Origin of the sequence: Pseudoxanthomonas sp. LjRoot125, from assembly GCF_964252705.1 — a bacterium.
Lineage (GTDB): Bacteria > Pseudomonadota > Gammaproteobacteria > Xanthomonadales > Xanthomonadaceae > Pseudoxanthomonas_A.
The window spans coordinates 118,529-141,496 of record NZ_CAXUOY020000003.1; the positions used below are offsets into that span (position 1 = coordinate 118,529).

At 67.4% G+C, this 22,968-nt stretch carries 26 protein-coding genes and 1 riboswitch; of the genes, 15 read left to right on the top strand and 11 right to left on the bottom strand.

The window, feature by feature from the left end:
- Positions 1–2: 2 nt before the first annotated feature.
- Entirely contained in the window at positions 3–1,946 is a 1,944-nt protein-coding gene (locus ACSION_RS17580; RefSeq protein ID WP_435307073.1) for a prolyl oligopeptidase family serine peptidase, read from the bottom strand.
- Positions 1,947–2,047: 101 nt separating this feature from the next.
- A riboswitch (TPP riboswitch) is annotated at positions 2,048–2,148 on the top strand.
- A gap of 149 nt (positions 2,149–2,297) precedes the next feature.
- Here ACSION_RS17580 and thiC point away from each other — a divergent pair.
- From thiC to ACSION_RS17610, 6 genes are all read left to right on the top strand, one after another.
- A complete protein-coding gene (gene thiC / locus ACSION_RS17585; RefSeq protein WP_435307074.1) occupies positions 2,298–4,184 on the top strand; it encodes a phosphomethylpyrimidine synthase ThiC in 1,887 nt (628 codons plus the stop codon).
- 102 nt (positions 4,185–4,286) lie between these two features.
- The gene (locus tag ACSION_RS17590; protein WP_435307075.1) at positions 4,287–4,886 is read left to right on the top strand and encodes a DUF4136 domain-containing protein; all 600 of its coding nucleotides are present in this window, start codon (positions 4,287–4,289) and stop codon (positions 4,884–4,886) included.
- Complete coding sequence (locus tag ACSION_RS17595; protein ID WP_175502053.1) at positions 4,883–5,050, top strand: hypothetical protein; 168 nt, start codon at positions 4,883–4,885, stop codon at positions 5,048–5,050. Before ACSION_RS17590 ends, ACSION_RS17595 begins: the two co-directional genes overlap by 4 nt.
- A 16-nt stretch (positions 5,051–5,066) precedes the next feature.
- Positions 5,067–5,750 carry an ion channel gene (locus ACSION_RS17600; protein ID WP_435307179.1) on the top strand — a complete coding sequence of 228 codons (684 nt, stop codon included), beginning with the start codon at positions 5,067–5,069 and terminating at the stop codon, positions 5,748–5,750.
- A 65-nt stretch (positions 5,751–5,815) separates the two neighbouring features.
- Positions 5,816–6,814 (top strand): aspartyl/asparaginyl beta-hydroxylase domain-containing protein, encoded by a 999-nt coding sequence (locus ACSION_RS17605; RefSeq protein ID WP_435307076.1) that lies wholly within the window; start codon positions 5,816–5,818, stop codon positions 6,812–6,814.
- Positions 6,814–7,689, top strand: coding sequence for a sulfotransferase family protein (locus ACSION_RS17610; protein ID WP_435307077.1), 876 nt, complete (start codon positions 6,814–6,816; stop codon positions 7,687–7,689). The genes ACSION_RS17605 and ACSION_RS17610 overlap by 1 nt, the downstream gene beginning before the upstream one ends.
- Positions 7,690–7,759: 70 nt before the next feature.
- On the opposite strand, the gene ppa is transcribed toward ACSION_RS17610, so the two are convergent.
- Positions 7,760–8,314 carry an inorganic diphosphatase gene (ppa, locus tag ACSION_RS17615; RefSeq protein WP_093295280.1) on the bottom strand — a complete coding sequence of 185 codons (555 nt, stop codon included), beginning with the start codon at positions 8,312–8,314 and terminating at the stop codon, positions 7,760–7,762.
- A gap of 154 nt (positions 8,315–8,468) precedes the next feature.
- On the opposite strand from ppa, the gene ACSION_RS17620 reads away from it, so the two are divergent.
- The 3 genes from ACSION_RS17620 (at position 8,469) to ACSION_RS17630 (ending at position 10,352) form a co-directional block, all read left to right on the top strand.
- Positions 8,469–9,254 carry a lytic transglycosylase domain-containing protein gene (locus ACSION_RS17620; RefSeq protein ID WP_435307078.1) on the top strand — a complete coding sequence of 262 codons (786 nt, stop codon included), beginning with the start codon at positions 8,469–8,471 and terminating at the stop codon, positions 9,252–9,254.
- 88 nt (positions 9,255–9,342) lie between these two features.
- On the top strand, positions 9,343–9,846 hold the full coding sequence (locus ACSION_RS17625; protein WP_093489598.1) for a hypothetical protein: 504 nt from the start codon (positions 9,343–9,345) through the stop codon (positions 9,844–9,846).
- Positions 9,847–9,902: 56 nt separating this feature from the next.
- Positions 9,903–10,352, top strand: a complete 450-nt coding sequence (locus ACSION_RS17630; RefSeq protein ID WP_435307079.1) for a DUF4920 domain-containing protein — start codon at positions 9,903–9,905, stop codon at positions 10,350–10,352.
- A 6-nt stretch (positions 10,353–10,358) separates the two neighbouring features.
- Here ACSION_RS17630 and ACSION_RS17635 read toward each other — a convergent pair whose 3' ends face one another.
- Positions 10,359–10,994, bottom strand: coding sequence for an NAD-dependent dehydratase (locus ACSION_RS17635; protein WP_435307080.1), 636 nt, complete (start codon positions 10,992–10,994; stop codon positions 10,359–10,361).
- 168 nt (positions 10,995–11,162) lie between these two features.
- Between ACSION_RS17635 and ACSION_RS17640 the strand changes: the two genes are divergently transcribed.
- The 6 genes from ACSION_RS17640 (at position 11,163) to ACSION_RS17665 (ending at position 14,285) form a co-directional block, all read left to right on the top strand.
- A complete protein-coding gene (locus ACSION_RS17640) occupies positions 11,163–11,558 on the top strand; it encodes a hypothetical protein (protein WP_435307081.1) in 396 nt (131 codons plus the stop codon).
- 210 nt (positions 11,559–11,768) lie between these two features.
- Positions 11,769–12,146 carry a hypothetical protein gene (locus ACSION_RS17645; RefSeq protein ID WP_093488109.1) on the top strand — a complete coding sequence of 126 codons (378 nt, stop codon included), beginning with the start codon at positions 11,769–11,771 and terminating at the stop codon, positions 12,144–12,146.
- 139 nt (positions 12,147–12,285) lie between these two features.
- Entirely contained in the window at positions 12,286–12,600 is a 315-nt protein-coding gene (locus ACSION_RS17650; RefSeq protein ID WP_435307082.1) for an EF-hand domain-containing protein, read from the top strand.
- A gap of 26 nt (positions 12,601–12,626) precedes the next feature.
- Positions 12,627–12,944: a hypothetical protein gene (locus ACSION_RS17655; protein ID WP_435307083.1), complete on the top strand. Its 318-nt coding sequence runs from the start codon at positions 12,627–12,629 to the stop codon at positions 12,942–12,944.
- 128 nt (positions 12,945–13,072) lie between these two features.
- Positions 13,073–13,795 (top strand): HAD family hydrolase, encoded by a 723-nt coding sequence (locus tag ACSION_RS17660; protein ID WP_435307084.1) that lies wholly within the window; start codon positions 13,073–13,075, stop codon positions 13,793–13,795.
- 43 nt (positions 13,796–13,838) lie between these two features.
- Positions 13,839–14,285, top strand: a complete 447-nt coding sequence (locus ACSION_RS17665) for a hypothetical protein (protein ID WP_435307085.1) — start codon at positions 13,839–13,841, stop codon at positions 14,283–14,285.
- A gap of 52 nt (positions 14,286–14,337) precedes the next feature.
- On the opposite strand, the gene ACSION_RS17670 is transcribed toward ACSION_RS17665, so the two are convergent.
- The 8 genes from ACSION_RS17670 to ACSION_RS17705 all read right to left on the bottom strand — a co-directional run bounded on the left by ACSION_RS17670 (position 14,338) and on the right by ACSION_RS17705 (position 22,959).
- On the bottom strand, positions 14,338–15,462 hold the full coding sequence (locus tag ACSION_RS17670) for a cupin domain-containing protein (RefSeq protein ID WP_435307086.1): 1,125 nt from the start codon (positions 15,460–15,462) through the stop codon (positions 14,338–14,340).
- 88 nt (positions 15,463–15,550) lie between these two features.
- Positions 15,551–16,309: a 2-dehydro-3-deoxy-D-gluconate 5-dehydrogenase KduD gene (gene kduD, locus ACSION_RS17675; protein WP_093488101.1), complete on the bottom strand. Its 759-nt coding sequence runs from the start codon at positions 16,307–16,309 to the stop codon at positions 15,551–15,553.
- A 32-nt stretch (positions 16,310–16,341) separates the two neighbouring features.
- Positions 16,342–17,190: a 5-dehydro-4-deoxy-D-glucuronate isomerase gene (kduI, locus tag ACSION_RS17680; RefSeq protein WP_435307087.1), complete on the bottom strand. Its 849-nt coding sequence runs from the start codon at positions 17,188–17,190 to the stop codon at positions 16,342–16,344.
- 129 nt (positions 17,191–17,319) lie between these two features.
- The gene (locus tag ACSION_RS17685; RefSeq protein WP_435307088.1) at positions 17,320–18,375 is read right to left on the bottom strand and encodes a LacI family DNA-binding transcriptional regulator; all 1,056 of its coding nucleotides are present in this window, start codon (positions 18,373–18,375) and stop codon (positions 17,320–17,322) included.
- Positions 18,376–18,425: 50 nt separating this feature from the next.
- Positions 18,426–19,958, bottom strand: coding sequence for a family 43 glycosylhydrolase (locus tag ACSION_RS17690; protein WP_435307180.1), 1,533 nt, complete (start codon positions 19,956–19,958; stop codon positions 18,426–18,428).
- A 68-nt stretch (positions 19,959–20,026) separates the two neighbouring features.
- Entirely contained in the window at positions 20,027–21,160 is a 1,134-nt protein-coding gene (pelA, locus tag ACSION_RS17695; RefSeq protein ID WP_435307089.1) for a pectate lyase, read from the bottom strand.
- Positions 21,157–22,440 carry a TRAP transporter large permease gene (locus ACSION_RS17700; RefSeq protein ID WP_435307090.1) on the bottom strand — a complete coding sequence of 428 codons (1,284 nt, stop codon included), beginning with the start codon at positions 22,438–22,440 and terminating at the stop codon, positions 21,157–21,159. Before ACSION_RS17700 ends, pelA begins: the two co-directional genes overlap by 4 nt.
- A gap of 3 nt (positions 22,441–22,443) precedes the next feature.
- Positions 22,444–22,959: a TRAP transporter small permease gene (locus ACSION_RS17705; protein ID WP_435307091.1), complete on the bottom strand. Its 516-nt coding sequence runs from the start codon at positions 22,957–22,959 to the stop codon at positions 22,444–22,446.
- Between the last annotated feature and the right edge of the window lie 9 nt (positions 22,960–22,968).

Genomic DNA, 22,968 nt, shown 5'->3' on the forward strand with positions numbered 1-22,968 from the left:
CGTCAGGGCGCGGCCGGCCCGATGTGCTTCGCCAGGAATTCCTCGAGTTTTCGATAGAACGCGATGTTGTTGGCGTCGGCATGGAAACCGTGCCCCTCGCCGGCCACCGCCATCCATTCCGGCGGGCGACCCGCACGCTCGAGTGCTGCACGCATCGCGCGGGCCTGGGCGATCGGGGTGCGTTCGTCCACCTCTCCGTGCACCAGCAGAACGGGCGCCGTGATCTGCGCGGCCAGCGTCGTGGGTGAGGCGGCGAGCAACGCCGCATCGTCGCGACCGATGGCGCGTTCGAGATAGTGGGTGCCGTACTGCGTGCTGCGGATGTCACCCTTGGTGTACATCATCTTGAGGTCGTACACGCCCGCCAGGCCGGTCGCGCACTTGATCTGGTCGGGAGCCCTTGCCGCCATCATCAGGGCGGAGTAGGCGCCGAAACTCGCGCCAAACGCACAGACGCGGTTTCCATCCGCGAACCCCTGCGCGATCGTCCAGCGCAGGCCATCCAGCAGGTCGTCCTGCACCCGCGTACCCCATTTCAGGTAGCCGGCGTGCTCGAACGCGCGGCCGCGCCCGCTCGACCCGCGATAGTTCACCTGCAGGACCAGATAACCGCGGCTGGCCAGGAACTGGGCGTCCTGGTCGAACGCCCAGTCATCGCGTACCGCATGGGGACCTCCATGCGGCAGCACCACGGTAGGCAGGTTGGCAGGCGTCGTGGTGCCGGCCGGCAAGGTCATGAAGCCTTCCAGTTCCATACCGTCGCTCGCGCGGAAACGGAATGCGCGCCGCTCGCCCATCCGGGCAGCATCCAGTCCCTGCCGGCTGGAGAGCAGGAGCGACGCCTTCTGCTGTACGCGGTCGAACAGGTACCAGCTGCCCGGGTTCCGGTCGCTGAAGGCATACAGGAGCGATTTCTTGCCGTCGAGGCTGTGATCCACGTACGCGACGTAGTGGTCCGGGAAGCTGTTGGACAGGGCCTCATGCAACTGGGCATCCGCGGACTGCGCATCGAGGTAGACGGCGCGTGGCCGGCCGTCGTCGATAACGGCTGCGAACGGCTGCAAGGGGGCCGCGGCCCACTCGATGTCGGAGATGCTGCGCCAGGGGTGCTGCGCGAGCACACGGTGGTCGCGGCCGTCCGGCGATGAAGAGACCAGCCTGGAGGGTCCTCCGTCCACGGCCTGCAGCCCGAACACGTGCTGGCCGTCCGCGCTGAACGCATACGGGGTCCATACGCTGCGCGGCTCTGCCGCGACGGGCTTCCAATTCTTGCCCTGCGCATCGGCGATGAACAGCAATTGCTGGCCGTCGTCGTCGGAGCCCGTGGCGAACCGGGGAACGCCTTGCGGATCCAGCGTGAAGCGCAGGTCCTTGACGCCGATATCGGCGACCAGGCGTCCGGTGGCGTTGCCGGCATCCACATCGTAGAGCTGGGAGCGCTGGGTGCCGCGCGACAGCCGGCGCATGTAAAACCGGCCATTGGGCGTCGCAGGCAAGCCTTCGATGTAGCCGAAGCCGGCTTCGACGCCGCCCGTACGCAGCGTCTGCTGATAGCCGAAGAGGTACTTCTGGTGCGTGCCGTCGACGTCGGTGGCGATGATGTCGCCCGTCGGGATGGGAGCCTCGCGCGACCCCAACTGTCGGCCCTTCGCCAGCACCAGGCGCGTATCGCTAACCCACGCGACCTGGGTGGGAAGTTCGTAGCGCGGCAATCGCAGCAGGGCGGTGCGGTGCATGTCGTCGGTGCGGTGCACCACCAACGCATGATGACCATCGCCAAGATCGGCCGTGATCGCCACGTGCGCGCCATCTGGCGACAGCCTCGGTGAATGGAGCCGGCTGGTGGTGGCGAACGACTCGATCGGCACGGAGGGCTCCGCGCCCGCGGGTGCGGCATGCATGGCCAGCAGGGCTGCCGCGACGGCCCACATCCTGAAACTCGTCATCCCTTCGCCCCTGTCCCGTCCCCTGGCAGAAAGCATATCCCGGTTGTCGTCGCGTGCGCGGGGCGGGGCGCGGCGCGGGGCGCCGGGTTGTGGTCTAATTCGCGCCGAAGCGGGGGTATCGCCGGCCTGGCCGGTGATTGAGACAGACCCTTCGAACCTGATCCGGTTGAGACCGGCGTAGGGAAGCTTCGCAGGATGCGCCGTATCGCCATGTCGCCCCTTCGTGGGCCAGGGATCCGTCCGCCGCCGCGCCGCCGCTTCGTCCGTGATGCGAATCCTCGCGTCCCCGTATGCGAATCCCTCGCAAGAGCCCGCACATCCATGTGCGGGGATTCAAAAAGGACGAAGCCGATGAATGCCATTCCCAAGCCCGCCGCCGATCTGCTGCAACAGACCGGACAGCTCTCCGAGTCCGTGACGCGCCCGATCCCGGGCTCGCGGAAGATCTTCGTCGAGGGCTCGCGCGCGGACCTGCAGGTGCCGATGCGTGAGATCGCGCTGACGCAGACGCCGACCATCTTCGGCGGCGAAACGAACCCGCCGGTCACGGTGTACGACACATCGGGTCCCTACACGGATCCCGATGCCCGCATCGACCTGGCCGCGGGCCTGCCCGCGCTGCGCGCGAAGTGGATCGAGGAGCGCGGCGACACCGAGGAGCTTTCCGCGCTGAGTTCGGATTTCGGTCGCGCGCGCGAGCACGATGCGAAGCTCGATGCCGTGCGTTTCCCCGGCCGCGTGTTGCCGCGCCGGGCCAAGGCGGGCGCGAACGTCAGCCAGATGCATTACGCCAGGCGCGGCATCGTCACCCCGGAGATGGAGTACGTTGCGATCCGCGAGAACCAGCGGCTCGATGCCGTGCGCGAGGCGCATCTGCTGTCGCAGCATCCGGGCGAGAGTTTCGGCGCGAACATCCAGAAGTTCATCACGCCGGAATTCGTTCGCGACGAGATCGCACGCGGACGCGCGATCCTGCCGAACAACATCAACCATCCGGAAAGCGAGCCGATGATCATCGGCCGCAACTTCCTGACCAAGATCAACGCCAACATCGGCAACTCCGCGGTGTCCTCGGGCATCGCCGAGGAAGTGGAGAAACTGGTGTGGTCGATCCGCTGGGGCGGCGACACGGTGATGGACCTGTCCACCGGCAAGCACATCCACGAGACGCGCGAGTGGATCATCCGCAACTCGCCGGTGCCGATCGGCACGGTGCCGATCTACCAGGCGCTGGAGAAGGTCGATGGCCGCGCCGAGGCGCTGACGTGGGAGATCTTCCGCGACACGCTGATCGAACAGGCCGAGCAGGGCGTGGACTACTTCACCATCCACGCCGGCGTGCTGCTGCGCCACGTGCCGCTGACCGCCAAGCGCGTGACCGGCATCGTCTCGCGCGGTGGCTCGATCATGGCCAAGTGGTGCCTGGCGCACCACAAGGAAAACTTCCTTTACACGCACTTCGAAGACATCTGCGAGATCATGAAGGCCTACGACGTGGCCTTCTCGCTGGGTGACGGCCTGCGTCCCGGCTGCATCGCCGACGCCAACGACGCCGCGCAGTTCGGTGAGCTGGAAGCGCTGGGCGAACTGACCAAGATCGCGTGGAAGCACGACGTGCAGTGCATGATCGAAGGCCCCGGCCACGTGCCGATGCAGCTGATCAAGGAGAACATGGACAAGCAGCTGCGCGAGTGCGGCGAGGCGCCGTTCTACACGCTGGGCCCGCTGACCACCGACATCGCGCCGGGCTACGACCACATCACCAGCGCGATCGGCGCGGCGATGATCGGCTGGTACGGCACGGCGATGCTCTGCTACGTGACGCCGAAGGAACACCTGGGCCTGCCCAACCGCCAGGACGTGCGCGACGGCATCATGGCGTACAAGATCGCGGCCCACGCGGCCGACCTGGCCAAGGGCCACCCCGGTGCCCAGGTGCGCGACAACGCACTGAGCAAGGCCAGATTCGAGTTTCGCTGGGAGGACCAGTTCCACCTCGGCCTGGATCCGGAGAAGGCCAAGGAATTCCACGACGAGACCCTGCCCAAGGACGCGCACAAGCTGGCGCACTTCTGCAGCATGTGCGGCCCGCACTTCTGCAGCATGAAGATCACCCAGGACGTGCGCGACTACGCGGCCGAGCACGGCGTGGACGAGCAGCAGGCGCTGGCGGACGGCATGGCGGAGAAATCGGCGGAGTTCCTCGCCCAGGGCGCGCAGGTGTATCGTCAAGGCTGAACCGGGTGACGGGTCCGTGCGACGGAACGCCCCGGGACTGCGTAGAAGAGGGAAAGGGGCCGCCATGGGTGGCGGCCCGCACCGAACTTCCGGAGACCTGCCATGACCCTGATCGCCCGCATGACCCGCCGCAGTCTGTTGCTGGCCGCCACGCTCGTGCTGGCGGCCTGCGCCACCGGCCCGCGCGTCACCAGCGACGTCGACCCGTCCGCCAACTTCGCGCAGTACCGCACGTTCGCGTTCTACACGCCGCTGGCGATCGAAAGCCAGGGCTATGCCACGCTGACCAGCGGACGCACCAAGGACGCAGCACGTGCGCAGATGGAGGCGCGAGGCTACGTGTATGACGAGAAGTCGCCCGACTTGTGGGTGAACCTCAACGCCTACATGCAGGAAAAAACCGACGTCGTCAGTACGCCGGAAGTCGACTACGACTACTACTACAGCTACCGCGCGCGGCGGTACTTCGCCGTGCCGAACTGGCGCGACCGTACCGACGTCTACAAGTACACCGAGGGCACGCTCAACGTGGACCTGGTGGACGCGAAGCAGAATCGCCTGGTCTGGACCGGCGTCGCGGTCGGCCGCGTCGGCCGCACCAAGCCGGAGGAGCGTGGCGCGAAGATCGATGCCGCCGTCGCGGAGATTTTCCTGCGCTATCCGTACCGTGCCGGAAGCGGCACCGCGGCGGTGGCGCCGTGAAGGGCAGCGGTAGCGGTATCGCGAAAGCGGGTATCGGTTTTGGCACGGCGCTGGCGATCACCATCTCCTGGAGCGCCAACAAATCGCTGCTGTGGGCAGTGATCCACGGCGTGCTGTCGTGGGTCTACGTGGTCTACTACGCGCTGGTCTACCACTTCAAATGAAGGCTGCCGCATGACGATGCCCTTGGCGTGGCTGCGCTGGCTGGTCACGGCGCGGCGCCATCCCTGCGCTTTCCTGTTGATCGTGCAACTGGCGGGCATCCTGCTGTATCCCGTGATGGAAGACACCCAGGCGGGCCGTGCGTTGTTCGGCGCGTTCGGCATCCTGGTGCTCGCGCTGGCGCTCTGGGTGGTCAACCGCAGCACGGCCGTGAACTGGATCGCGTGGTCGCTGGCTGTTCCTTCGGTGCTGCTGTCGGTGTCCGCGGCCGTCTTCGACCTGCCTTCGCTGGGCATCTACGCCCATCTGCTGGAAAGCGGCCTGTACTTCTACACGGCCGGCAGCCTGATCGCTTACATGCTGCAGGACCACTCGGTCACCAGTGATGAGCTGTTCGCTGCCGGGGCCACATTTACGTTGCTGGCTTGGGCATTCGCCTTCGCGTTCTCGGTCTGCCAGCAGTGGTATCCAGGAAGTTTCACTGCGGCGGTCGATCCCACCTCTGCGCGGAGCTGGATGGAACTGCTGTTCCTGAGCTTCAGCCTGCTGTCCGGCGTGGGCCTGAGCGACGTGGTGCCGATCCTGCCGCAGGCGCGTGCGCTGGTGATGCTCGAGCAGTTCGCCGGCGTGATGTACATCGCCGTCGTCGTGTCGCGCCTGATCGGGTTGACCATGCTCAGGCCGCCCCGGAAGCCCGACTGACGGCACAGGAGCCGTAACGCCTATTCCGGTACCATCCGCGGCCTGATGCCTGTGCGGGACCGGACATGAAACTAGATGCCCCCTTCGTTCAGCTGCCGATGCGTTACGACGCAGACCGGCTCGCCCAGGAAGTGCTCGCGATCGGGGAGGGCGCCTGGCGTGAGCATCCGCAGAAGTTCGCCGGCAATTCCATGCTTCCGTTGGTCGCTGTGGACGGTGATCCCGCGAACGAGGAGTTCGCGGGCCAGATGCGCCCGACCTCCGAGCTGGAGCGTTGTCCTTACCTGCAACAGGTGCTGGCCAGTCTCGGTACGACGGTGGGCCGGACGCGGTTGATGCGCTTGTCCGGAGGCGCGGAAGTCAAGCGCCATGCGGATCAGGGCTATTACTGGGCCGAACGCGTCCGTGTGCACGTGCCGATCATCACCCAGCCCACGGTGCGCTTCGAGTGCGATACGTCGGCGGTGAACATGGCGGCGGGGGAATGCTGGATCTTCGATACCTGGCGCCAGCATCGCGTGCTGAACCAGGATGAGCGGCAGCGCATCCACCTGGTCTGCGACACGGTCGGCGGCGAACGCTTCTGGGGCCACGTGCGCGCAGGCAGGCGCGTTCAGGCCAACCTGACGGAAGGTCCTGTCGGCTGGGCTGCTTCGCTGGTCGACTACCAGCCGGACGCGACACCCGCCCTCGCCTTCGAGCACTACAACGTGCCTGTCGTCATGTCGCCATGGGAATTGCGTCGCCACCTGGAGTTCCTCCTCGACGAATCGACTCCGTTCCCGCATCTGGATGCCGTGCGGCAGATGGTGGATCGCCTCTGCCGCGACTGGCGCGCGCTGTGGGCGGCCCATGGCGCGGAAGAAGCCGCCTTGCCCGACTATCGCCGCCGGATCCAGCAGTTCGTCCAGGAGGCGAGGCCCGCAGTGGGCACGACCGCCCTGCGCAACGAGCTGCCACTGATGCCGGCCATCATGCTCATGGCCGTGCGTCCGGCGGTGCAGGAAGCGCCCGGGGCACTGGCGCCCGGCCGGCCGCGCATGGCGCTCGGAGCGATGGCGTGATGCTGGGTTCGTCGGGGGAGCGGCCGGATGCGGACCCCCTGTTTGACCGACCGGTCTTCATCCTGTCTTCGCCGCGTTCGGGTTCGACGTTGCTCTTCGAGACAATGTCGCAAGCACCCGCGCTGTACACCATCGGCGGCGAAAGCCACCAGATGATCGAGCAGGTGCCGGGCCTTGCGCCAAGGGACAGGAATTTCGACTCCAACGTGCTGACCGATGGTGACGCCTCGGAAGAGCGCGTGACCGCACTGCGCCGTCATTTCCATGCCGCGCTTCGTGATCGCGCCGGCCAGCGACCGGGCGCGGGACGCATCCGCATGCTGGAGAAGACGCCGAAGAACGCGCTGCGCATCCGTTTCCTGAGGCAGGTGTTTCCGGAGGCGCGGTTCGTCTTCCTGTATCGCGACGCCAGGCAGACCCTGTCCAGCATGATCGATGCCTGGCAGTCGGGGCGCTTTCGCACGTACCCTGGCCTTCCAGGCTGGCCTGGCGAGTTCGCGTGGTCGCTGCTGCTGGTGCCGGGATGGCGAGAGCTGGTTGGCAAGCCTCTCCATGAGGTCGTACGCGCCCAATGGGAGCGCACGCTCACCACCATCCTCGACGACGTGTCCGATGTCCCTGCAACGCACCGCACCACGCTCGACTACGACGCCTTCCTGCAGCAGCCTGGCGTGGAAGTGAAGCGCCTCTGCGCCGCGCTCGATCTGCCCTGGGACAGGGAGTTGGGCAATGCGTTGCCGCTGTCCCGCTACACGCTGACCCGGCCGGCGCCCCACAAGTGGCGCAAGCACGCGGACCTGATCGAGCCGCTGCTGCCCGGGCTCGACCCGACCATCCGGCGCGCGAAGGCGGCGTTGCAGGAGTGGGCCCGCTGACAGCCGCGACCGCGGCCGAAACAAAAAAGGCCGCCCTTGGGCGGCCTTTTTCTGCGACGCGGAGACGCGATCAGAACTTGTGCTTCTCGTCTTCCGGCTGCGCGGCCTGACGGGCGATGGCGTCGACCAGCACGGCCTTGGCTTCGGCAGCATTGCCCCAGCCGTCCAGCTTGACCCACTTGCCCTTCTCCAGATCCTTGTAGTGCTCGAAGAAGTGGCCGATGCGCTCCAGCCAGTGCGGGCTGACCTGGTCGATGTCGCTGATGTGGCTGTAGCCGGCGAACACCTTGTCCACCGGCACGGCCAGCAGCTTCTCGTCGCTGCCGGCTTCGTCGCTCATGCGCAGCACGCCGACCGGCCGGCAACGGATCACCGAGCCGGGGATCAGCGGCAGCGGCAGCACGACCAGCACGTCGGCCGGGTCGCCGTCGCCGCAGAGCGTGTGCGGAACGTAGCCGTAGTTGCAGGGGTAGCGCATGGGGGTGGAGAGGATGCGGTCGACGAAGATCGCGCCGCTGGCCTTGTCCACTTCGTACTTCACCGGCTCGGCGTCCTTCGGGATCTCGATGATGACGTTGATTTCGTCCGGCGGGTTCTTGCCGGCGGTGACCAGATCCAGGCCCATTGCGTACTCCGAGGGGGTGGGGTGAAAGAGGGTCCGTATTTTACGCGCTTGGCTGCTGCGGCGCAGCAGGAGCGAGCCCCGCCTGGCCGGCCGTCGGCGCCGTGCACGTGATTCAGGCTGTCTTACAGCTCCCGGGCCCTAGAATCCGCCGCCCATGTCTCCCCTGCGAACCGCCGCCGGCCTCCTGCTGACGGTGCTGGCCCTGGCCAGCGCCGACGCGGGTGCGCGCACGGTCTACCGGTGCGTGCAGGGCGGGACGGTCAGCCTGGCCACCGCGCCCGAGCCCGGCTCCAAGTGCACGGCCAAGGAAATCGACGACAACGCCGTCAGCACCCCCAACCTGTGGGGCTCGATGGGCGTGTTCAGCGGCACGCTGTACGAACGCGAGCAGGACGGTCAGAAGGTGTACTCCACCCGCAAGCTGCCGGGGTCCACGCCCTACCTGAAGTTCACCGTGCAGACGCCGCCCGGCGAGCCGGCGCATCCGGGCCTGGGCCGGGTCGGCAAGCCCCGGCTTGACCGGTATCCCACGGAGTTCAAGGCGGCCGCGCGGCAGACCGGCGTGGACGACGCCTGGCTTCGTGCCGTGGCACACGCCGAAAGCGATTTCGACGCCAAGGCCGTATCCCCGAAAGGCGCGATGGGCGTGATGCAGTTGATGCCGGACGTGGCCAAGGAGTACGGCGTCGCCGATCCGTTCTCTTCCACCGAATCCATCAACGCGGGTGCACGCCATCTCCGCCTGCTGATGAAACGCTACAAGGGCGACCTGACCTTGGTGGCCGCGGCCTACAACGCCGGGGTCGGCACGGTGTCGCGCTATGGCGGCGTGCCGCCCTACGCGGAAACGCAGGAGTACGTCTCCAAGGTCACGGCGCTGTACGAGCTCTACCTGCGTGCGATGGGGCGCAAGCAGGCGCCGGAACGGCCCGCGCTCTAAGTCGGATCGGCGTTCTTCACCCGGCGCTCCCACGACCGGGCCTACGGTGTCGCTACGGCCGGACCCACGCGCCGGCCAGGAGACCGCCATGAAGACGCGACGCGTATTCAGCGCCCCGGATATCGACACCGCAGAAGCGGCGCTGCATGTAGCCCTGCACATGGGCATCCAGCCGGACCACGCCGCCCTCGTCGGCCGTCCGGAGATCGAGATGACCCAGATGCCCGATGCCGAGAAGGAAGGCTCGCCCACCGACTTCATGCCGGCCGCCCTGCGCGGGCTGGTCGGTGGCGGCGTGGTCGGCCTGGTGATCGGCCTGCTCGCGATGGCCATTCCTGCCGTGGGCATCCCGTTGGTCGCGGTGCTGCTGTGCACATTGGTCGGTGCACTGGTCGGCGGCTGGGCCGCGGCGCTCGCCGGCTCGTCCGTGCCCAGTGAGGTCCGCCGCGACTACCGCAACGAGATCGAGGCGGGCAAAGTGTTGGTGGTGATCGATGACGAGGACGAGCGCCTGCTGGAGCGGGCGAGCGACGCCATCACCGCTGCCGGTACCCAGCGCCTTCAACTCGTTCACCACGGCTTGTTGCACTGAGCCCACGCCACCAGCGCACGGCTATGATGCGGGCTTCCCTGGAAGGAGTACGTCCGATGCGTCGTGTGCTGGTGATGGTGGGACTGATGGTGTCCGCGGCTGCCGCAAATGCGGCTGACGGCGCATGGGAGAAATTCGGTGCGGACATGCCGGCAGGCCCGGTAGTGCCACTGTCGCAGGCGCTGGCCGATCCCGCGGCGCATGAGGGGCAATCGCGCGTCTTCAGCGGTCGCGTCGTCGACGTGTGCCAGAAGAAGGGCTGCTGGGTGATGCTGGAGGACGCGGGGCAGGGTGCGCGCGTGCTGCTCGGCGATCACGACTTCTACGTGCCGAAGGACGTGAGCGGACCGGCGCAGGTGCATGGCGTGTTGTCGAAGGTGACGCTGTCGCCGGCGGCGCGCGAACATACTGCGAAGGAAACCTCGCCCGGGGCGGCGGTGCCCACGGTGGAGTACCGCATCGTCGCCGATGGCGTGCAAGTGCTGGCCGACGATCCCGGTGCCTGAGGGCGCTTAGTCGACCAGGTGTTCCGACAGCACGACGTGGCGCCCTGGGCGCGCGTCCAGGGCGGCATCGAGCAGCGCGGCCGCGACGCGCTCCGGCGGTACCACGCGGTAGCGGCGCGGGACCACGGAACCGAGCGCACCCAGGATCCGCTGTGCCCAGCGTTCTCCCGCGCGGTGCTGCGTGCGATCGCCGCCCAGCAGGCCTGGTCGCAGCAGCGTCAGTGAATCGAAGCCGATGTCGCCCAGCGCCTGTTCCACTTCGCCCTTCGTGCGCGAGTAGAACACGCGTGAGTCCGGGTCGGCGCCCAATGCCGACACGAGCGCGAACGAGCTTGCGCCGTGCGCATGGGCCAACCGGGCGACGGCCAGCGGATAGTCGTGGTCCACGCGATGGAACGCCGCTTGTGAGCCGGCATCGCGGATCGTCGTGCCCAGCGCACAGGCGACGGCATCCACTTGCCACCAGTCGGCGTCGGCAGGAAGCGCGTCGAAATCCACCACGGGATTGAGCAGCTTCGGATGGGCAGGCAACGCGCGGCGAGTCGGCGCCACGACGGCGGCGACCCGGGGCGACGCCAGTGCGTGCGCCAGGGTCGACTGACCCACCAGGCCGGTGGCACCTGCCAACAGGATGCGGCTCATCAAGAATTTCCGCCTGTGGGAAGTCTGCATCATGCCAGCCTGATGCGCCGGCACCAGAGGCATCGGTTACGCTTCCGTGTCGGTCACGCCCCGGCGCGAGGAGCGCCACGCCATGCCAGTCGCCTTCGCACGCATCACGCCCGTCGATCCGATCCGGGAGTGCGGTCGATGAACCTGCCGCTCCACTATGGCGTGCTGGGTGCGCTCGAGGCGGGCCTGATCGCCTTCGTCATCGGTCTGCTGTGTTTCCTGGTATGGCACTGGCTGTGCGGTCGCCAGGGGTGGTCGATCGGACATGCCGTGGGGTGGGCTTGCGTGTCCGCCGTGCTGATCGGTGCGGGTATCGATACGTGGAACCTGTTCTATCTGGGCATCAGCCGGCTGGAGTCGCCGTTGTACGCGCGCCTCGCCTTGCAGGGCATCCACGATGCCGAGTCCCTCGGTTCGCGCGTGGTCCTTGAGATCGCGGGTGCATTGAGTGGCGTCGCGCTCGGTTGGCAATGGTTCAGCAAAAAAACGCCGGAAGAAACATCGGCGAACAGCGACGAAAAAACGGGCGCGTAACTTCAATCCTGCGCGACGTCACGCATTCCACGAAGTGACAACCGCGCAATCACCACGCCGTAACACCGTGCTAGCCGATGCCATGACGTGCGTGGTTAAGCCTGCGTGCACGTTCATATCGGCGCGCAATTTTCGTTCAGACGCGTCGCTGCAAGGTGGGGCCGTGCGCAAATCGGACGCACTTCCTACGAAGACAGACGGAGCACTGACATGACGAAGAACACCCGCACCCCGCTGATCGCCCTGGTTGCCCTGAGCGCTGCGCTGGCCATGCCGCTGGCATTCGCCCAGGAGAAGACCGAAGACGCCGCCACGCAGCAGGCGCAGCAGACCGAGCCCACCGCCGAGCAGGCGACCGGTTCGGCCACGCAGAGCCCGACCCAGAGCACGCAGTCGGCCGCTGATAGTGGCAAGCAGGGCTGGGCCGATGTCGACACCAATGGCGACGGCAACATCAGCAAGGAAGAAGCCGCGGCCAATCCGGGCCTGAGCCAGGTCTTCGACCAGGCCGATGCCAATGCCGACGGTTCGCTGACGGCCGATGAGTACAAGGCGTTCGTCAGCAAGAACTACGGCGAGCAGAAGTAAGCACCTGCGGTAACAGCGGCGTGACGTCGCGCAACCGCGCGACGCATGCTTCACCGGGAGAGGCGGCCGGCGTGCCGCCTTTCCCGCTTCATGCGTCCACGCACGAACGCAGCGGCGTGGTCAGTACAGGAGGTACCCCATGACGCCCCCCACCTGGCGCCACTCCGGCCTCGCGATCGCACTCGCTGTGGCTGCATCTGCGGGCGCATCGCTCGCGCACGCGCAGGACGCTCCGCGCAGCGCGAACGAGCCGCAGGCCCCACCGCATGGCGCACCAGCCCCGCCATCGCCGAAGCCTTTCGCAGAACTCGATGCGAACGCCGACGGTGCCATCAGCAAGGATGAGGCTGCGGTCGATCCGCCGCTCGCGCAGGCCTTCGGCACGCTCGATACCGATGCCGATGGCCGCCTGACGCCCGAGGAGTACGCGGTCTACGCGCAGGGCCAGTCCTGATTCCCTTCCCCCACCTGGAGAACACCATGAACACGCGCATCCACCGATTGCTCGACAAGCCGCTGCTGCTCCTGGGCACCGCCGTGCTCGGCGCGGGCCTGCTGACGGCCTGTGGCCCGAAGCCGGAAGACACGCCCGCTGCCGCGGCGCCGGAGCCGGTCGAAACGACGCCGCCGACCGACGTTGCGCCGCCGGCGCCGACACCGTCCGACCCGACGATGCCGACCGATCCGAACGCCCCGCCGACCGATCCGAACCTACCGCCGCCGGCGAACCCGAATGCGCCGGAAACCACGCCGCCGCCGGCCGACGGCAGCACGACGCAGCCCGCCAGCGGCGGATAAGTTCGCGCGCATGCCGTGAGCAACCGCTGACCAGGATGGCCGCCGCAAGGCGGCCATCTTCGTGACGCGCGCGGAAAGTCGAGGCTGCTATCCTGCGCGCCCCTCCCGCGATGAAGACAGGCTTCCGCATGGCGCGCATCCAATGGGTCGGCTTCGACGGCGACGACACGCTCTGGAAGAGCGAGGACTACTACCGCCAGGCCGAAGCGGACTTCGAGGCGATCCTCGGCGGATACATCGATCTGGCCGATCCGCGGACGCACGGCCACCTGCTGGAGGTCGAGCGCCGGAACCTGAAGATCTTCGGTTACGGCGTCAAGGGCATGACCCTGTCCATGCTGGAAACCGCGATCCAGCTGACCAATGAACGCATCAGCGCCCGCGACCTGCATCGGGTCATCGAGATCGGGCGCGCCACGCTGCAGCATCCCGTCGACCTGCTGCCGGGCATCCGCGACGCGGTCGCTCAGATCGCTGCTGACCACGAGATCGTGCTGATCACCAAGGGCGATCTGTTCCACCAGGAGGCCAAGATCGCGCAATCCGGCCTCGCCGACCTGTTCCATCGCATCGAGGTGGTATCGGAGAAGGACGAGGTCACCTACGCCCGCGTGCTGCGCGAACTCGAGGTGGCGCCCGACGCGTTTGCAATGGTCGGCAACTCGCTGCGATCGGACATCGAACCGGTGCTCGGGCTGGGTGGCTGGGGCATCCACATGCCCTACCACGTGACCTGGGCGCTGGAAGCCGAACACGGTGTCGCCCATGATGCGCCGCGCCTGCGGGTGGTGGAGAGCGCCGACCAGCTGACCGCCGCATTGGCGGCGATCGAAGCCATCCCGGACGCCTGATGCCGACGAAGCGCCCGCGCTGGCGCTGCGGCACAATGGCGGCATGAAGCGCGCGCTGCCCATCCTGATCCTGTTGGCTTGCCTGGCGGTCAACGCACCTGCCGGCGCGCAGAACGCGGCGGTGTACACGCCTGCGACGGGCGACGCCGCGGTGGACCGGCACCTCGCCGACATCAACGACTATGCCGCGCGCTATCCCGCCGCATTCGCCGATGAAATGTCGCGCTACTACGCCGTACCACGTGGCTACGTCGAAGCGATGCAGCAACAGCCTGACTGGACTGCCGGCGACATCTTCATGGCGTGCGCGCTGGCGCAGATCGTGGGGCAACCCTGCCGCGCGGTCGTGCGCGAATGGTCGCGCGATCACGAGGGCGGTTGGAAAGCCGTCGCCGGACGATTGCAGGCCGAGCCGGGTAGCCCGCAGTACCGTCGCCTGCGCAGTGCGCTGGAGGCGACCTACCGTCGTTGGGATCGGCCGCAGCCGTAATCGCGGCACTCACCGCGACGGGAGCTACGTGCGTTCTGACCCGAAGACGGGACTACGGCGCCTTCTTTCCGTACATGATCAACAAAACAAGATCCTCGTCGCCGTCCTGACGGATCGCGTGGGTGCTGCCGGGCCGGGTCAGCATCGCATCGCCGGCCTGCACCGCCTGCGCGACGCCATCCAGCTCGTACACGCCGCGCCCGCTGAGCACGTAGTAGATCTCGTCCTTGTGGTGTTGGTGCAGGCCGATGCCGGCACCCTTGTGCAGCACGCGCTTGCGGAACTCGAAGCCGAGCGCGGGCGCGTCGCGGAAGAAGGGATACGCCGTGGTGGTTCCCGCGCCGCCATGCGGACCCGGTTGCTCCACGGCGATGTCGCGCTCGTGCGCGATGAGCGACGGGTTCGGCTGGGCTTTGCGGTCGGCCAGCGCGGTATCCGGCGCGCCGCAGTCCGTATCGCGGCTCACGTGCGCAGCGAGCGCGGGATCGATCTGCTTCCAGCCTGCTACCACCAGGCATGCCACCATCACCGCGCCGCGCTGCTGGAAGTGGGTGTCGTCCCGCTGGTCCTGCGCCGGCACGTGCATGAAGTAGGCCTTGCTCGCTTCGTCGCCGGCCGCGCGCAGCCAATCCATGCTCAGGGTTGTCAGGTCGATCAGGCCGATGCGTTCGCGCTGCGCGAGGTCACGCACGGCCTGCGCGTACAAGCCATGCGTATCGAGCAGTTGGCCGCGATCGAACTTCCTGCGCGCCACTGGCGTCACCAGGATAGGCGTAGCGCCCTTTGCACGCGCGAGCTCGACGTAGCGCATCAGCCACTCCGGGAACGCGCGTTGCGGCTCGTTGTAGCGGGTGGGGTCTTCGATCTTTTCGTCGTTGTGGCCGAACTGGATCAGCAGCACATCGCCCTTGCGCACGTCCTTCGCCATGCCGTCGAACCAGCCTTCGGCGACGAAACTGCGCGCGCTACGCCCGCTCTGTGCATGGTTGCGCACGACGAACGCCTTCGGGTCGAGGAAGCCCTGCAACTGCTGTCCCCACCCCTCGCGCGGCGCGCGTTCCGGGCCATAGGCGCTGGCCGTGGAGTCGCCCGCGATGAAGACCTGCCGGGGCGGCGCGGCGTGCGCGAGCGAGGGCAGGGCGGCAATCAGGATCAACGCGGCGAGCGGACGGATCATGGCGGCACCGTGGCGGAAGACGGAAACGACACGGGCCGCGTCGGAGAGGGGCGCGGCCCGTGTCGCTGCAGCAAAGGGGGAAGGAAACTCAGCGCGCCAGCCAGCCACCGTCGACGGGGATGACGGCGCCGTTGACGTAGTCGGACGCACGCGAGGACAGGAACACGGCCGTGCCACCCAGGTCCGACGGCTCGCCCCAACGGCCCGCCGGGATGCGATCCAGGATGGCCTTGTTGCGGTCTTCGTCGGCGCGCAGCTGCGCGGTGTTGTCGGTAGCCATGTAGCCCGGTGCGATGGCGTTGATGTTCACGCCCTTGGCGCCCCACTCGTTGGCGAGCAGGCGGGTGATGCCGGCGATGCCCGACTTGCTGGCCGTGTACGACGGCACGCGGATGCCGCCCTGGAACGACAGCATCGAGGCGATGTTGATGATCTTGCCGCTGCCCTGCGCGATGAAGTGGCGGCCCGCGGCCTGCGACATGAAGAAGGCGGACTTGATGTTGACGTTCATCACGTCGTCCCAGTCCTTCTCGCTGAAATCCACCGCGTCGGCGCGGCGGATCAGGCCGGCGTTGTTGACCAGGATGTCCAGCCCGCCCAGGCCGTCGACGGTCTCCTTCACCAGGCGCTCGACTGGATCGATGCTGATCAGGTTCGCTTCCAGGTTGAGGAAGCGGCGGCCCAGCGCCCGTACCTTCTCGCCGGTGTCCGCGGCTTCGACGATGCCGGCGGCGGCGATGTCGGCGCCCGCTTCGGCCAGCGCGAGCGCGATGCCCTGGCCCAGGCCGGTGTTGGCGCCGGTCACCAATGCGACCTTGCCTTCGAGACTGAAAGGATTGCGTGCCATCGTGTGTTCCCCTCGGATGTTGGGTGGCGCGGTTACTTGAGCTGGCAGATGTCCAGCACGTGCATGTCGGTGTAGTCCAGGTTCTCGCCGCCCATCGCCCAGATGAAGGCGTAGTTGCTGGTGCCCGAACCCATGTGGATCGACCATGGCGGCGACACGACGGCTTCGTCGTTCTGCACGACGATGTGGCGCTGCGCGTCGGGCTCGCCCATGAAGTGGTAGACGCGGTCGTTGTCGGCCAGGTCGAAGTAGAAATAGACCTCGCTGCGGCGGTCGTGCAGGTGCGGCGGCATGGTGTTCCACACGCTGCCGGTCTTCAGCACGGTCAGGCCGAGCAACAGCTGCGAGGACTGGCAGGTGGCCGGCACGATGAACTGGTAGATCGTCCGCTCGTTGCTGGTTTCCAGCGCACCGCGCTCGAGTGCGACGGCATCCTTGATCGAGAGCTGCTTGGTTTCGAAGCGCGCGTGCGCCGGCGTGGAGGTCAGGTAGAACTTGGCGGGATTCGACGCGTCATCGGATTCGAATGCCACGTCCGTGCTGCCCATGGCCACGTACAGGCCGTCCTTCGGGCCCAGCGCGTAGGTCGTGCCGTCGACGGTGACCTTGCCGGCGCCGCCACCGACGTTGATCACGCCCAGCTCGCGGCGCTCCAGGAAGGGCTTGCCGGCAGCCGAGGCGGGCTCGGTCTGGCGAGGCAGGTCGACCTTCTTCGACACCGGCGCGGCGCCGCCGATCACGAAGCGCTCGTTGTGCGAGTAGTTCAGCTGCACGGTGTCGTCGGCGAACAGGTTGCCGATCAGGTAACGGTCGCGCAGCTGGTCGTTGGTGGCGCCATCCATCATGTCCGGGTGGGTGGCGTGGTAGGTCTTGCAAAACATGGGCGGGGCTCCGTCGGTGCGGACGCGCCGTGCGGCGGCGTCGGTAAGAGGTGTGGGGTGGATTCTACGGGCTTTGGTAACCGGTGTCATTTTGCGGTGCGGCAGGGGGCCGAGGCCACACCAAGCGGCTTATTCAGGGGGCTGGGAGGAGTCGCGGATGATCAGGTGCGGGCGGATGCTGGCGGCGGCCAGCACGGGCGTGCCTTCCGGCTGGATCAGCATGGCGGCCGCGGTCCGACCGGTATCGCGGGTGTTGCGTCGGACCGAGGTCAGCGACGGCCACAGGCGCGAGGCCAGCGGGCTGTCGTCGAAGCCGACCACCGACAGCTGGCGCGGGATACTGATCCCGGCGCGCATCGCCACCTTGTAGACGCCGGCCGCCATTTCGTCGTTGCCGGTGAAGATGGCGGTGGGGCGGTTCTTGCCGGACAGCAGCTTCTCGGCCGCGACCACGCCGGACTCGAACGTGTAGCCCGCCTCGATGATGCGCGACTTCGGCAACTCGAGGCCCCGCTTCGCCAGCGCCTGAAGGAAGCCGTCGGTCCGCTCGATCGAAGACCGATACGCGGCGGGGCCGGTGATCAGCGCGATGTCGGTATGGCCGAGCGATTGCAGGTACTCCGCCGCTTCGGCCGCACCGTCGCGGTCGTGCGTGACGACCATGCGCGACGGCTCGTCCATCGAGACCGATGCGATGCGCGAGTAGCGGCACCCGATCTCCGCCAGCATGTCGGCCAGCGCCTGGTCCTCGGATGCGCGCGGCACCAGCATCACGCCATGCAGCTTCTGTTGCTGCACGAAACGGCGCACGCCATCGATGTAGCCGGGGCTGCGGCTGTCGCAGGGATGCACCACCAGTTCGAAACCCGAATCGCGCAACGCGTCCAGCGCGCCATACTGCATGTTGACGATGTACTGCGCGGTGGGGTTGTCGTAGACCATGCCGATCAGGAACGAACGGCGGAAGGCGAGTCCGCGCGCCATCGGGTCGGGCACGTAGCCGACCTCGCGCATCAGCGTCTCGACCTTCTCGCGCGTGTCCTTACGCACCAGTGGCGAGTGGTTGATGATCCGCGACACCGTTTTCTTCGAAACACCGGACAACCGCGCGATGTCGTTGATGGTGGCGGCCTTGCCACCGGTGGGCAGGCTGGCAGGGCTTTCGGGCTTCTTGCGCGCGGGCATGGGGCGATGCGGGTCCGGTCGTCGGTCGAGGGGATTCTAGCGGCTGGGGGTCAGTCCAGCGCGCGATAGCGGAAATTACGGAAATGCACCTTGCCCTGGCCAGCGGCGTACAGCGACGGCTTCAGGGCGAGGAAGCCCCCGGCCACGTTGTGGTGGTAGCCGGAGACCTCCATCTGGACGGGGTACTTGGTCCAAGTCTTGCCGTTCGTGCTGGTATGGATGGTGAGGACATGGCGGTTGTGGGTGACCCGCAGCCAGAGCCTGCCGCCCTTGGCGCTCGGGGCCAGCTTGCCGGGGCGCTCCAGGCCGTAGCGGTGCATCACGAACTGTTCCCCGTTGCTGCCCACGCCGGCATACAGGCGGTCGTTGTAGAACAGCACCGCGCCACCCTGCGCGCCGGGCTCGACCTCCATTTCGACCTCGAACTGGTAGGCCAGGTCGCCCGCGATGATGCCCAGCGGCGAGCTGTCGCGCGGCGCAGTGCCCTTGCCCTGCAGCGTCATCACGCCATCGCCGAAGGTGAGTCGACGGGACTCGTCCGGCGCCGGATCGTAGAAGGCCCACTGCGGGCCGAGTTTGCCGTCGCGGAAGTCGTCCGACAGCGCCATCCCGTGCGGCGCCAGTGCCTGGCCCGCGGGTTTGCGCAGCGGCTGGCTCAAGTCGCCACCCTTGGCGACGAACCAGCCATCCTCCGTCCATTCGATCGGATCGAGCAACGCCTGCCGGCCCAGCGTCCAGAAGTCGTGTTCGTAACCGTGGTAGATCATCCACCATTGGCCCGCGGCATCCTCGACCAGCGTCGCATGGCCGCGCGACCACCAGTACTGGTCGCGCGAGGTCGTGCGCACCACGGGGTTGTTGGGCGCGTTCACCCAAGGGCCGTGGATCGAACGCGAACGCGCGACGATCACCATGTGGCCGGTGGGCGGTCCCGCTGTTCCGCCGACCGCCGTGACCATGTAGTACCAGCCGTTGCGGAAGGTGATCTTCGGGCCTTCCTGTGCATAGCCTTCGACATCCCAGGATTCGGGATACCGCCAACCGTCGTAGACATGCTTCACCGCGCCGACGGTGCTCAGACCGTCGTCCGCCAACTGCACATAGTCGCCGCCGCTGAGGAACAGGTAACGCTTGCCGTCTTCTCCCACCGCGTGGCCGGGGTCGATATGCCCCGGCAGGCCGATGTCGATCGGTTCGCTCCACGGCCCGCGGATGTCGTCGGCCCAAACGACGAAGTTGCTGCGCCGAGGTGACTCGGTACCGCCCACGCGCGCGGGAAAGTAGATGTAGTAGCGGCCCTGATGCTTGACCAGGTCCGGCGCCCAGATCGAGCCAACGTTCTGGGTGATCGCATGGCCGATCGGCTGCCAGTTGATCAGGTCCCGCGAGTGCCACACCGGCAGCCCCGGATACGCCGTGAACGACGACAGTGTCAGGTAGTAGTCGTCGCCATCCTTGAGCACCGATGGATCGGGACGATCGCCGGCCAGCACCGGATTGAGGAACGTGCCGTCGCCGAGGTCGGCTTGGCGCTGGTGCTCGATGCCGCGCTTCCACGCGGGGGTGGTGGTGTCCGCGGCCATCGCCTGGAAGGCGAGGCAGAAGGACAGTGCGACAGCGATGAACCTGATCAGCGGCATGCGGGACTTCCTCAGGGCGTCGCCGGGTGCGACGCCTTCCATTGCGGGTATTCCTTCGACAGCAGCCGCTTCGGCCAACTGCCGTACCACTCGTAACCGGTGCGCCGCTCGCGCGGAATATCCTCGTAGCGCGCGACGCGTCGACTGTCGCGTGTCGCGAGGATGGCGCTGTTGTCCTTCACGTCGTAGAAGCGCGCCCACAAAGCGGAGGCCGTCGGATCGGCCACCAGTCGGCGGTCCTTCGTACTGCTGTGGTACTGGAACTGCTCGGCGGGCGCCTCGAACGTCTCGATGCGCCACCCCGTGATTTCCACATGGCGCAGCCACGCGACCGCACCGTCGACCGCCTTCACCACGTCGGGCGACGGGTCGGGAATCGACATCAGATAGCGCACCACGCCGACGGTTTCCTGGCCGGTGATCGAAGGCAGTTCGAACTTGCGTCCCTGCGCGGGCGCCAGCGTCTGCGCGTCGTACTGGCCCGCCCAACCCGCCAGTGCGTCGCCCTGGCGGATCTGCAGGCGCAGCAGGCAGGCGTCGCCCGCATCGACGGCTGACCGCACGCGCGTGCGCAGCGCGGCATCGACGAAGGCGTAGCGACGCTCGTCGCTGAGCACCTTGCGCAGCGTGCCCAGCACGCCGACGGTCACGTCGTCGGCAATGGTGATGTGCGGGTGGTAGGACTGCGTGGCAGGCACCGTGTGCGGCCACCCCCCGCACGAGGGGATCTGCTGCGCCAGGGTGAACTGCAAGCCCTTCAGGCTGCCGTCGCGATACCGCACATCGCCGGTGATCGCGTACGCCGTGGCCAGGTAGTCCACCTGCGTGTAGATGTTGCGGTTGTCGAAGCTGCCGCCGGACTTGCGCGCTTCGGCATCGAAACGCGCTTTCTCGGCATCATCCAGGATCCGCGCCGGATCCTGGTTCTCGATCCAGCCGCCATCGATCCGCTGGTAACGCAGGATGTTGTCGGCGATCGACGCGACCTGATCCGGCGCATAGCGCGGGTAAGCATCGCCGTGCACGTTGCGCCAGTGGTGGATGGCGTCCTCGAAGCCCGCCAGCGACGGCGACGGCGGTGGCGTCGCCCAGACGGGCGAGACCACGAGCAGCCAGCCCAGGGTCAGAGCGCGCGCGCGCTTCATCCCTTCAGTGCCCGCGGCAGCCAGAGGGACAGTTCGGGGAAGAACGCCACGATCAGGAGCACGACCAACGCCGACAGCCAGAATGGCCAGATCGTGCGCATGCTCTGCGCGACGGTGATCTTGCCGATCGACGTGCCGATGAACAGCACCGAGCCCACGGGCGGCGTAACCAGGCCGATGCCGCCCGCGAGGACCATCACCAAGCCGAAGTGGATCGGGTCGATGCCGTAGGCCTTCACCACCGGCAGGAAGATCGGCGTGCAGATCAGGATCTTCGGTGCGAGGTCCATGAACATGCCCAGCACCAGCAGGATCACCACGATCATCAGCAGCACCGTGCGCTGGCTGTCGGCGATCGACTGCAGGAACTCCACCGCCGCCGCGGGTACCTGCAGGTAAGCCAGCAGCCAGCCGAACACCGCCGCCGTGGCGATCACGAACAGGATCACGCCGGTCGTGCGCGCCGCATGCACCACGGCACCGCGGAACTCGGCCCAGCGCAGCTGGCGGTACAGCAGCGAAGTCACCAGTAGAGCGTAGACCACCGCGATCGCCGCCGATTCCACGGCGGTGAAGATGCCGGCGCGGATGCCGACGAAGATCAGCGTGACCAGGCCCAGGCCGGGGAGGGCACCGACCAGGCGCAGGGCGACGGCGCGCCAGCCGGGGAAAGGCTCCGTGCCATAGCCGCGATGGCGGGCGACCACATAGCCGGTGATCATCATCGCCACGGTCATCAGCAGCGCCGGGACGATGCCGGCCGCGAACAGGTCCGCGATCGACAGGCCGCCGCCGGCCGCGGCCGAGAACAGGATCAGGTTGTGCGACGGCGGCACCAGCAGCGCGACCAGCGCGGCCGTCATGCAGACGTTCACGGCGTAGTCCACGTCGTAACCACGCTTCACCATCTGTGGGATCATCGTGCCGCCGACGGCGGAGACGTCGGCCAACGCCGAACCGGATACGCCACCGAAGAACAGCGATGACAGCACGCTGACCTGGCCCAGGCCGCCGCGCATGCGGCCGACCAGCGACGACGCCAGCGCGATCAGGCGTTCGGAAATGCCGCCCCTCAGCATCAGCTCGCCCGCGAAGATGAAGAGCGGGATCGCAATCAGCGAGACCGAACCGGAACCAGCGGAAATCTGCTGCACGAGCACGATCGAGGGGACATCGAGGTAGAGCAGGGTCGCGAGCGCCGCGACCGCGAGTGCGAACGCGACGGGAACACCCAGCAGCAGCAACAGGACGAAGGCGCCCAGCAGGATGGCAATGGCCACGGATCAGACTCCTTCTTCGCGCGCGGGCCGCAGGGCCTTCCACGCGATGTTCAGTGCGAACAGGCAGATCAGCACGCCGCTGATCGAGAGGGGCAGGTAGTTGATGCTCTGCGGCATCGACGCGCCGGCGATCTTGATGTCCAGGCCGTCGAGCAACAGGACGGCGGCCCAGCCGGCGATCATCGCGCCCACCGCAGCGATCAGCAGGGGACGCGCGACGGCGAGCACGCGACGCGCCACCGACGGCAGGCTCTCGGCCAGCAAGTGGAAGCTGAAATGCTTGTTGGTGTGCACGCCCGCTGCGGCGCCGAGGCTCATCGCGGTGCTCAGTAGCAGCAGCGTGACCGGTTCGGTCCAGCTGGGCGAATCGTTGAGCACGTAACGCGTGAACACCTGCCAGCCCTGCACGACCACCAACCCCACCAGCGCCGTGGCGGCAATGGCGATGGCGGCATCGGCGAGGCGGTCCAGCGCGCGCTGCACGGGGCCGGCCGGAACGGAAGCGGCGGTCTCGGTCATGATGGTGTC

Coding starts and splice junctions, on each gene's coding strand:
- ACSION_RS17580 (WP_435307073.1), bottom strand. CDS start 1,946: ATGACGAGTTTCAGGATGTGGGCCGTCGCGGCAGCCCTGCTGGCCATG.
- thiC (WP_435307074.1), top strand. CDS start 2,298: ATGAATGCCATTCCCAAGCCCGCCGCCGATCTGCTGCAACAGACCGGA.
- ACSION_RS17590 (WP_435307075.1), top strand. CDS start 4,287: ATGACCCTGATCGCCCGCATGACCCGCCGCAGTCTGTTGCTGGCCGCC.
- ACSION_RS17600 (WP_435307179.1), top strand. CDS start 5,067: ATGCCCTTGGCGTGGCTGCGCTGGCTGGTCACGGCGCGGCGCCATCCC.
- ACSION_RS17605 (WP_435307076.1), top strand. CDS start 5,816: ATGAAACTAGATGCCCCCTTCGTTCAGCTGCCGATGCGTTACGACGCA.
- ACSION_RS17610 (WP_435307077.1), top strand. CDS start 6,814: ATGCTGGGTTCGTCGGGGGAGCGGCCGGATGCGGACCCCCTGTTTGAC.
- ppa (WP_093295280.1), bottom strand. CDS start 8,314: ATGGGCCTGGATCTGGTCACCGCCGGCAAGAACCCGCCGGACGAAATC.
- ACSION_RS17620 (WP_435307078.1), top strand. CDS start 8,469: ATGTCTCCCCTGCGAACCGCCGCCGGCCTCCTGCTGACGGTGCTGGCC.
- ACSION_RS17625 (WP_093489598.1), top strand. CDS start 9,343: ATGAAGACGCGACGCGTATTCAGCGCCCCGGATATCGACACCGCAGAA.
- ACSION_RS17630 (WP_435307079.1), top strand. CDS start 9,903: ATGCGTCGTGTGCTGGTGATGGTGGGACTGATGGTGTCCGCGGCTGCC.
- ACSION_RS17635 (WP_435307080.1), bottom strand. CDS start 10,994: ATGAGCCGCATCCTGTTGGCAGGTGCCACCGGCCTGGTGGGTCAGTCG.
- ACSION_RS17640 (WP_435307081.1), top strand. CDS start 11,163: ATGAACCTGCCGCTCCACTATGGCGTGCTGGGTGCGCTCGAGGCGGGC.
- ACSION_RS17645 (WP_093488109.1), top strand. CDS start 11,769: ATGACGAAGAACACCCGCACCCCGCTGATCGCCCTGGTTGCCCTGAGC.
- ACSION_RS17650 (WP_435307082.1), top strand. CDS start 12,286: ATGACGCCCCCCACCTGGCGCCACTCCGGCCTCGCGATCGCACTCGCT.
- ACSION_RS17655 (WP_435307083.1), top strand. CDS start 12,627: ATGAACACGCGCATCCACCGATTGCTCGACAAGCCGCTGCTGCTCCTG.
- ACSION_RS17660 (WP_435307084.1), top strand. CDS start 13,073: ATGGCGCGCATCCAATGGGTCGGCTTCGACGGCGACGACACGCTCTGG.
- ACSION_RS17665 (WP_435307085.1), top strand. CDS start 13,839: ATGAAGCGCGCGCTGCCCATCCTGATCCTGTTGGCTTGCCTGGCGGTC.
- ACSION_RS17670 (WP_435307086.1), bottom strand. CDS start 15,462: ATGATCCGTCCGCTCGCCGCGTTGATCCTGATTGCCGCCCTGCCCTCG.
- kduD (WP_093488101.1), bottom strand. CDS start 16,309: ATGGCACGCAATCCTTTCAGTCTCGAAGGCAAGGTCGCATTGGTGACC.
- kduI (WP_435307087.1), bottom strand. CDS start 17,190: ATGTTTTGCAAGACCTACCACGCCACCCACCCGGACATGATGGATGGC.
- ACSION_RS17685 (WP_435307088.1), bottom strand. CDS start 18,375: ATGCCCGCGCGCAAGAAGCCCGAAAGCCCTGCCAGCCTGCCCACCGGT.
- ACSION_RS17690 (WP_435307180.1), bottom strand. CDS start 19,958: ATGGCCGCGGACACCACCACCCCCGCGTGGAAGCGCGGCATCGAGCAC.
- pelA (WP_435307089.1), bottom strand. CDS start 21,160: ATGAAGCGCGCGCGCGCTCTGACCCTGGGCTGGCTGCTCGTGGTCTCG.
- ACSION_RS17705 (WP_435307091.1), bottom strand. CDS start 22,959: ATGACCGAGACCGCCGCTTCCGTTCCGGCCGGCCCCGTGCAGCGCGCG.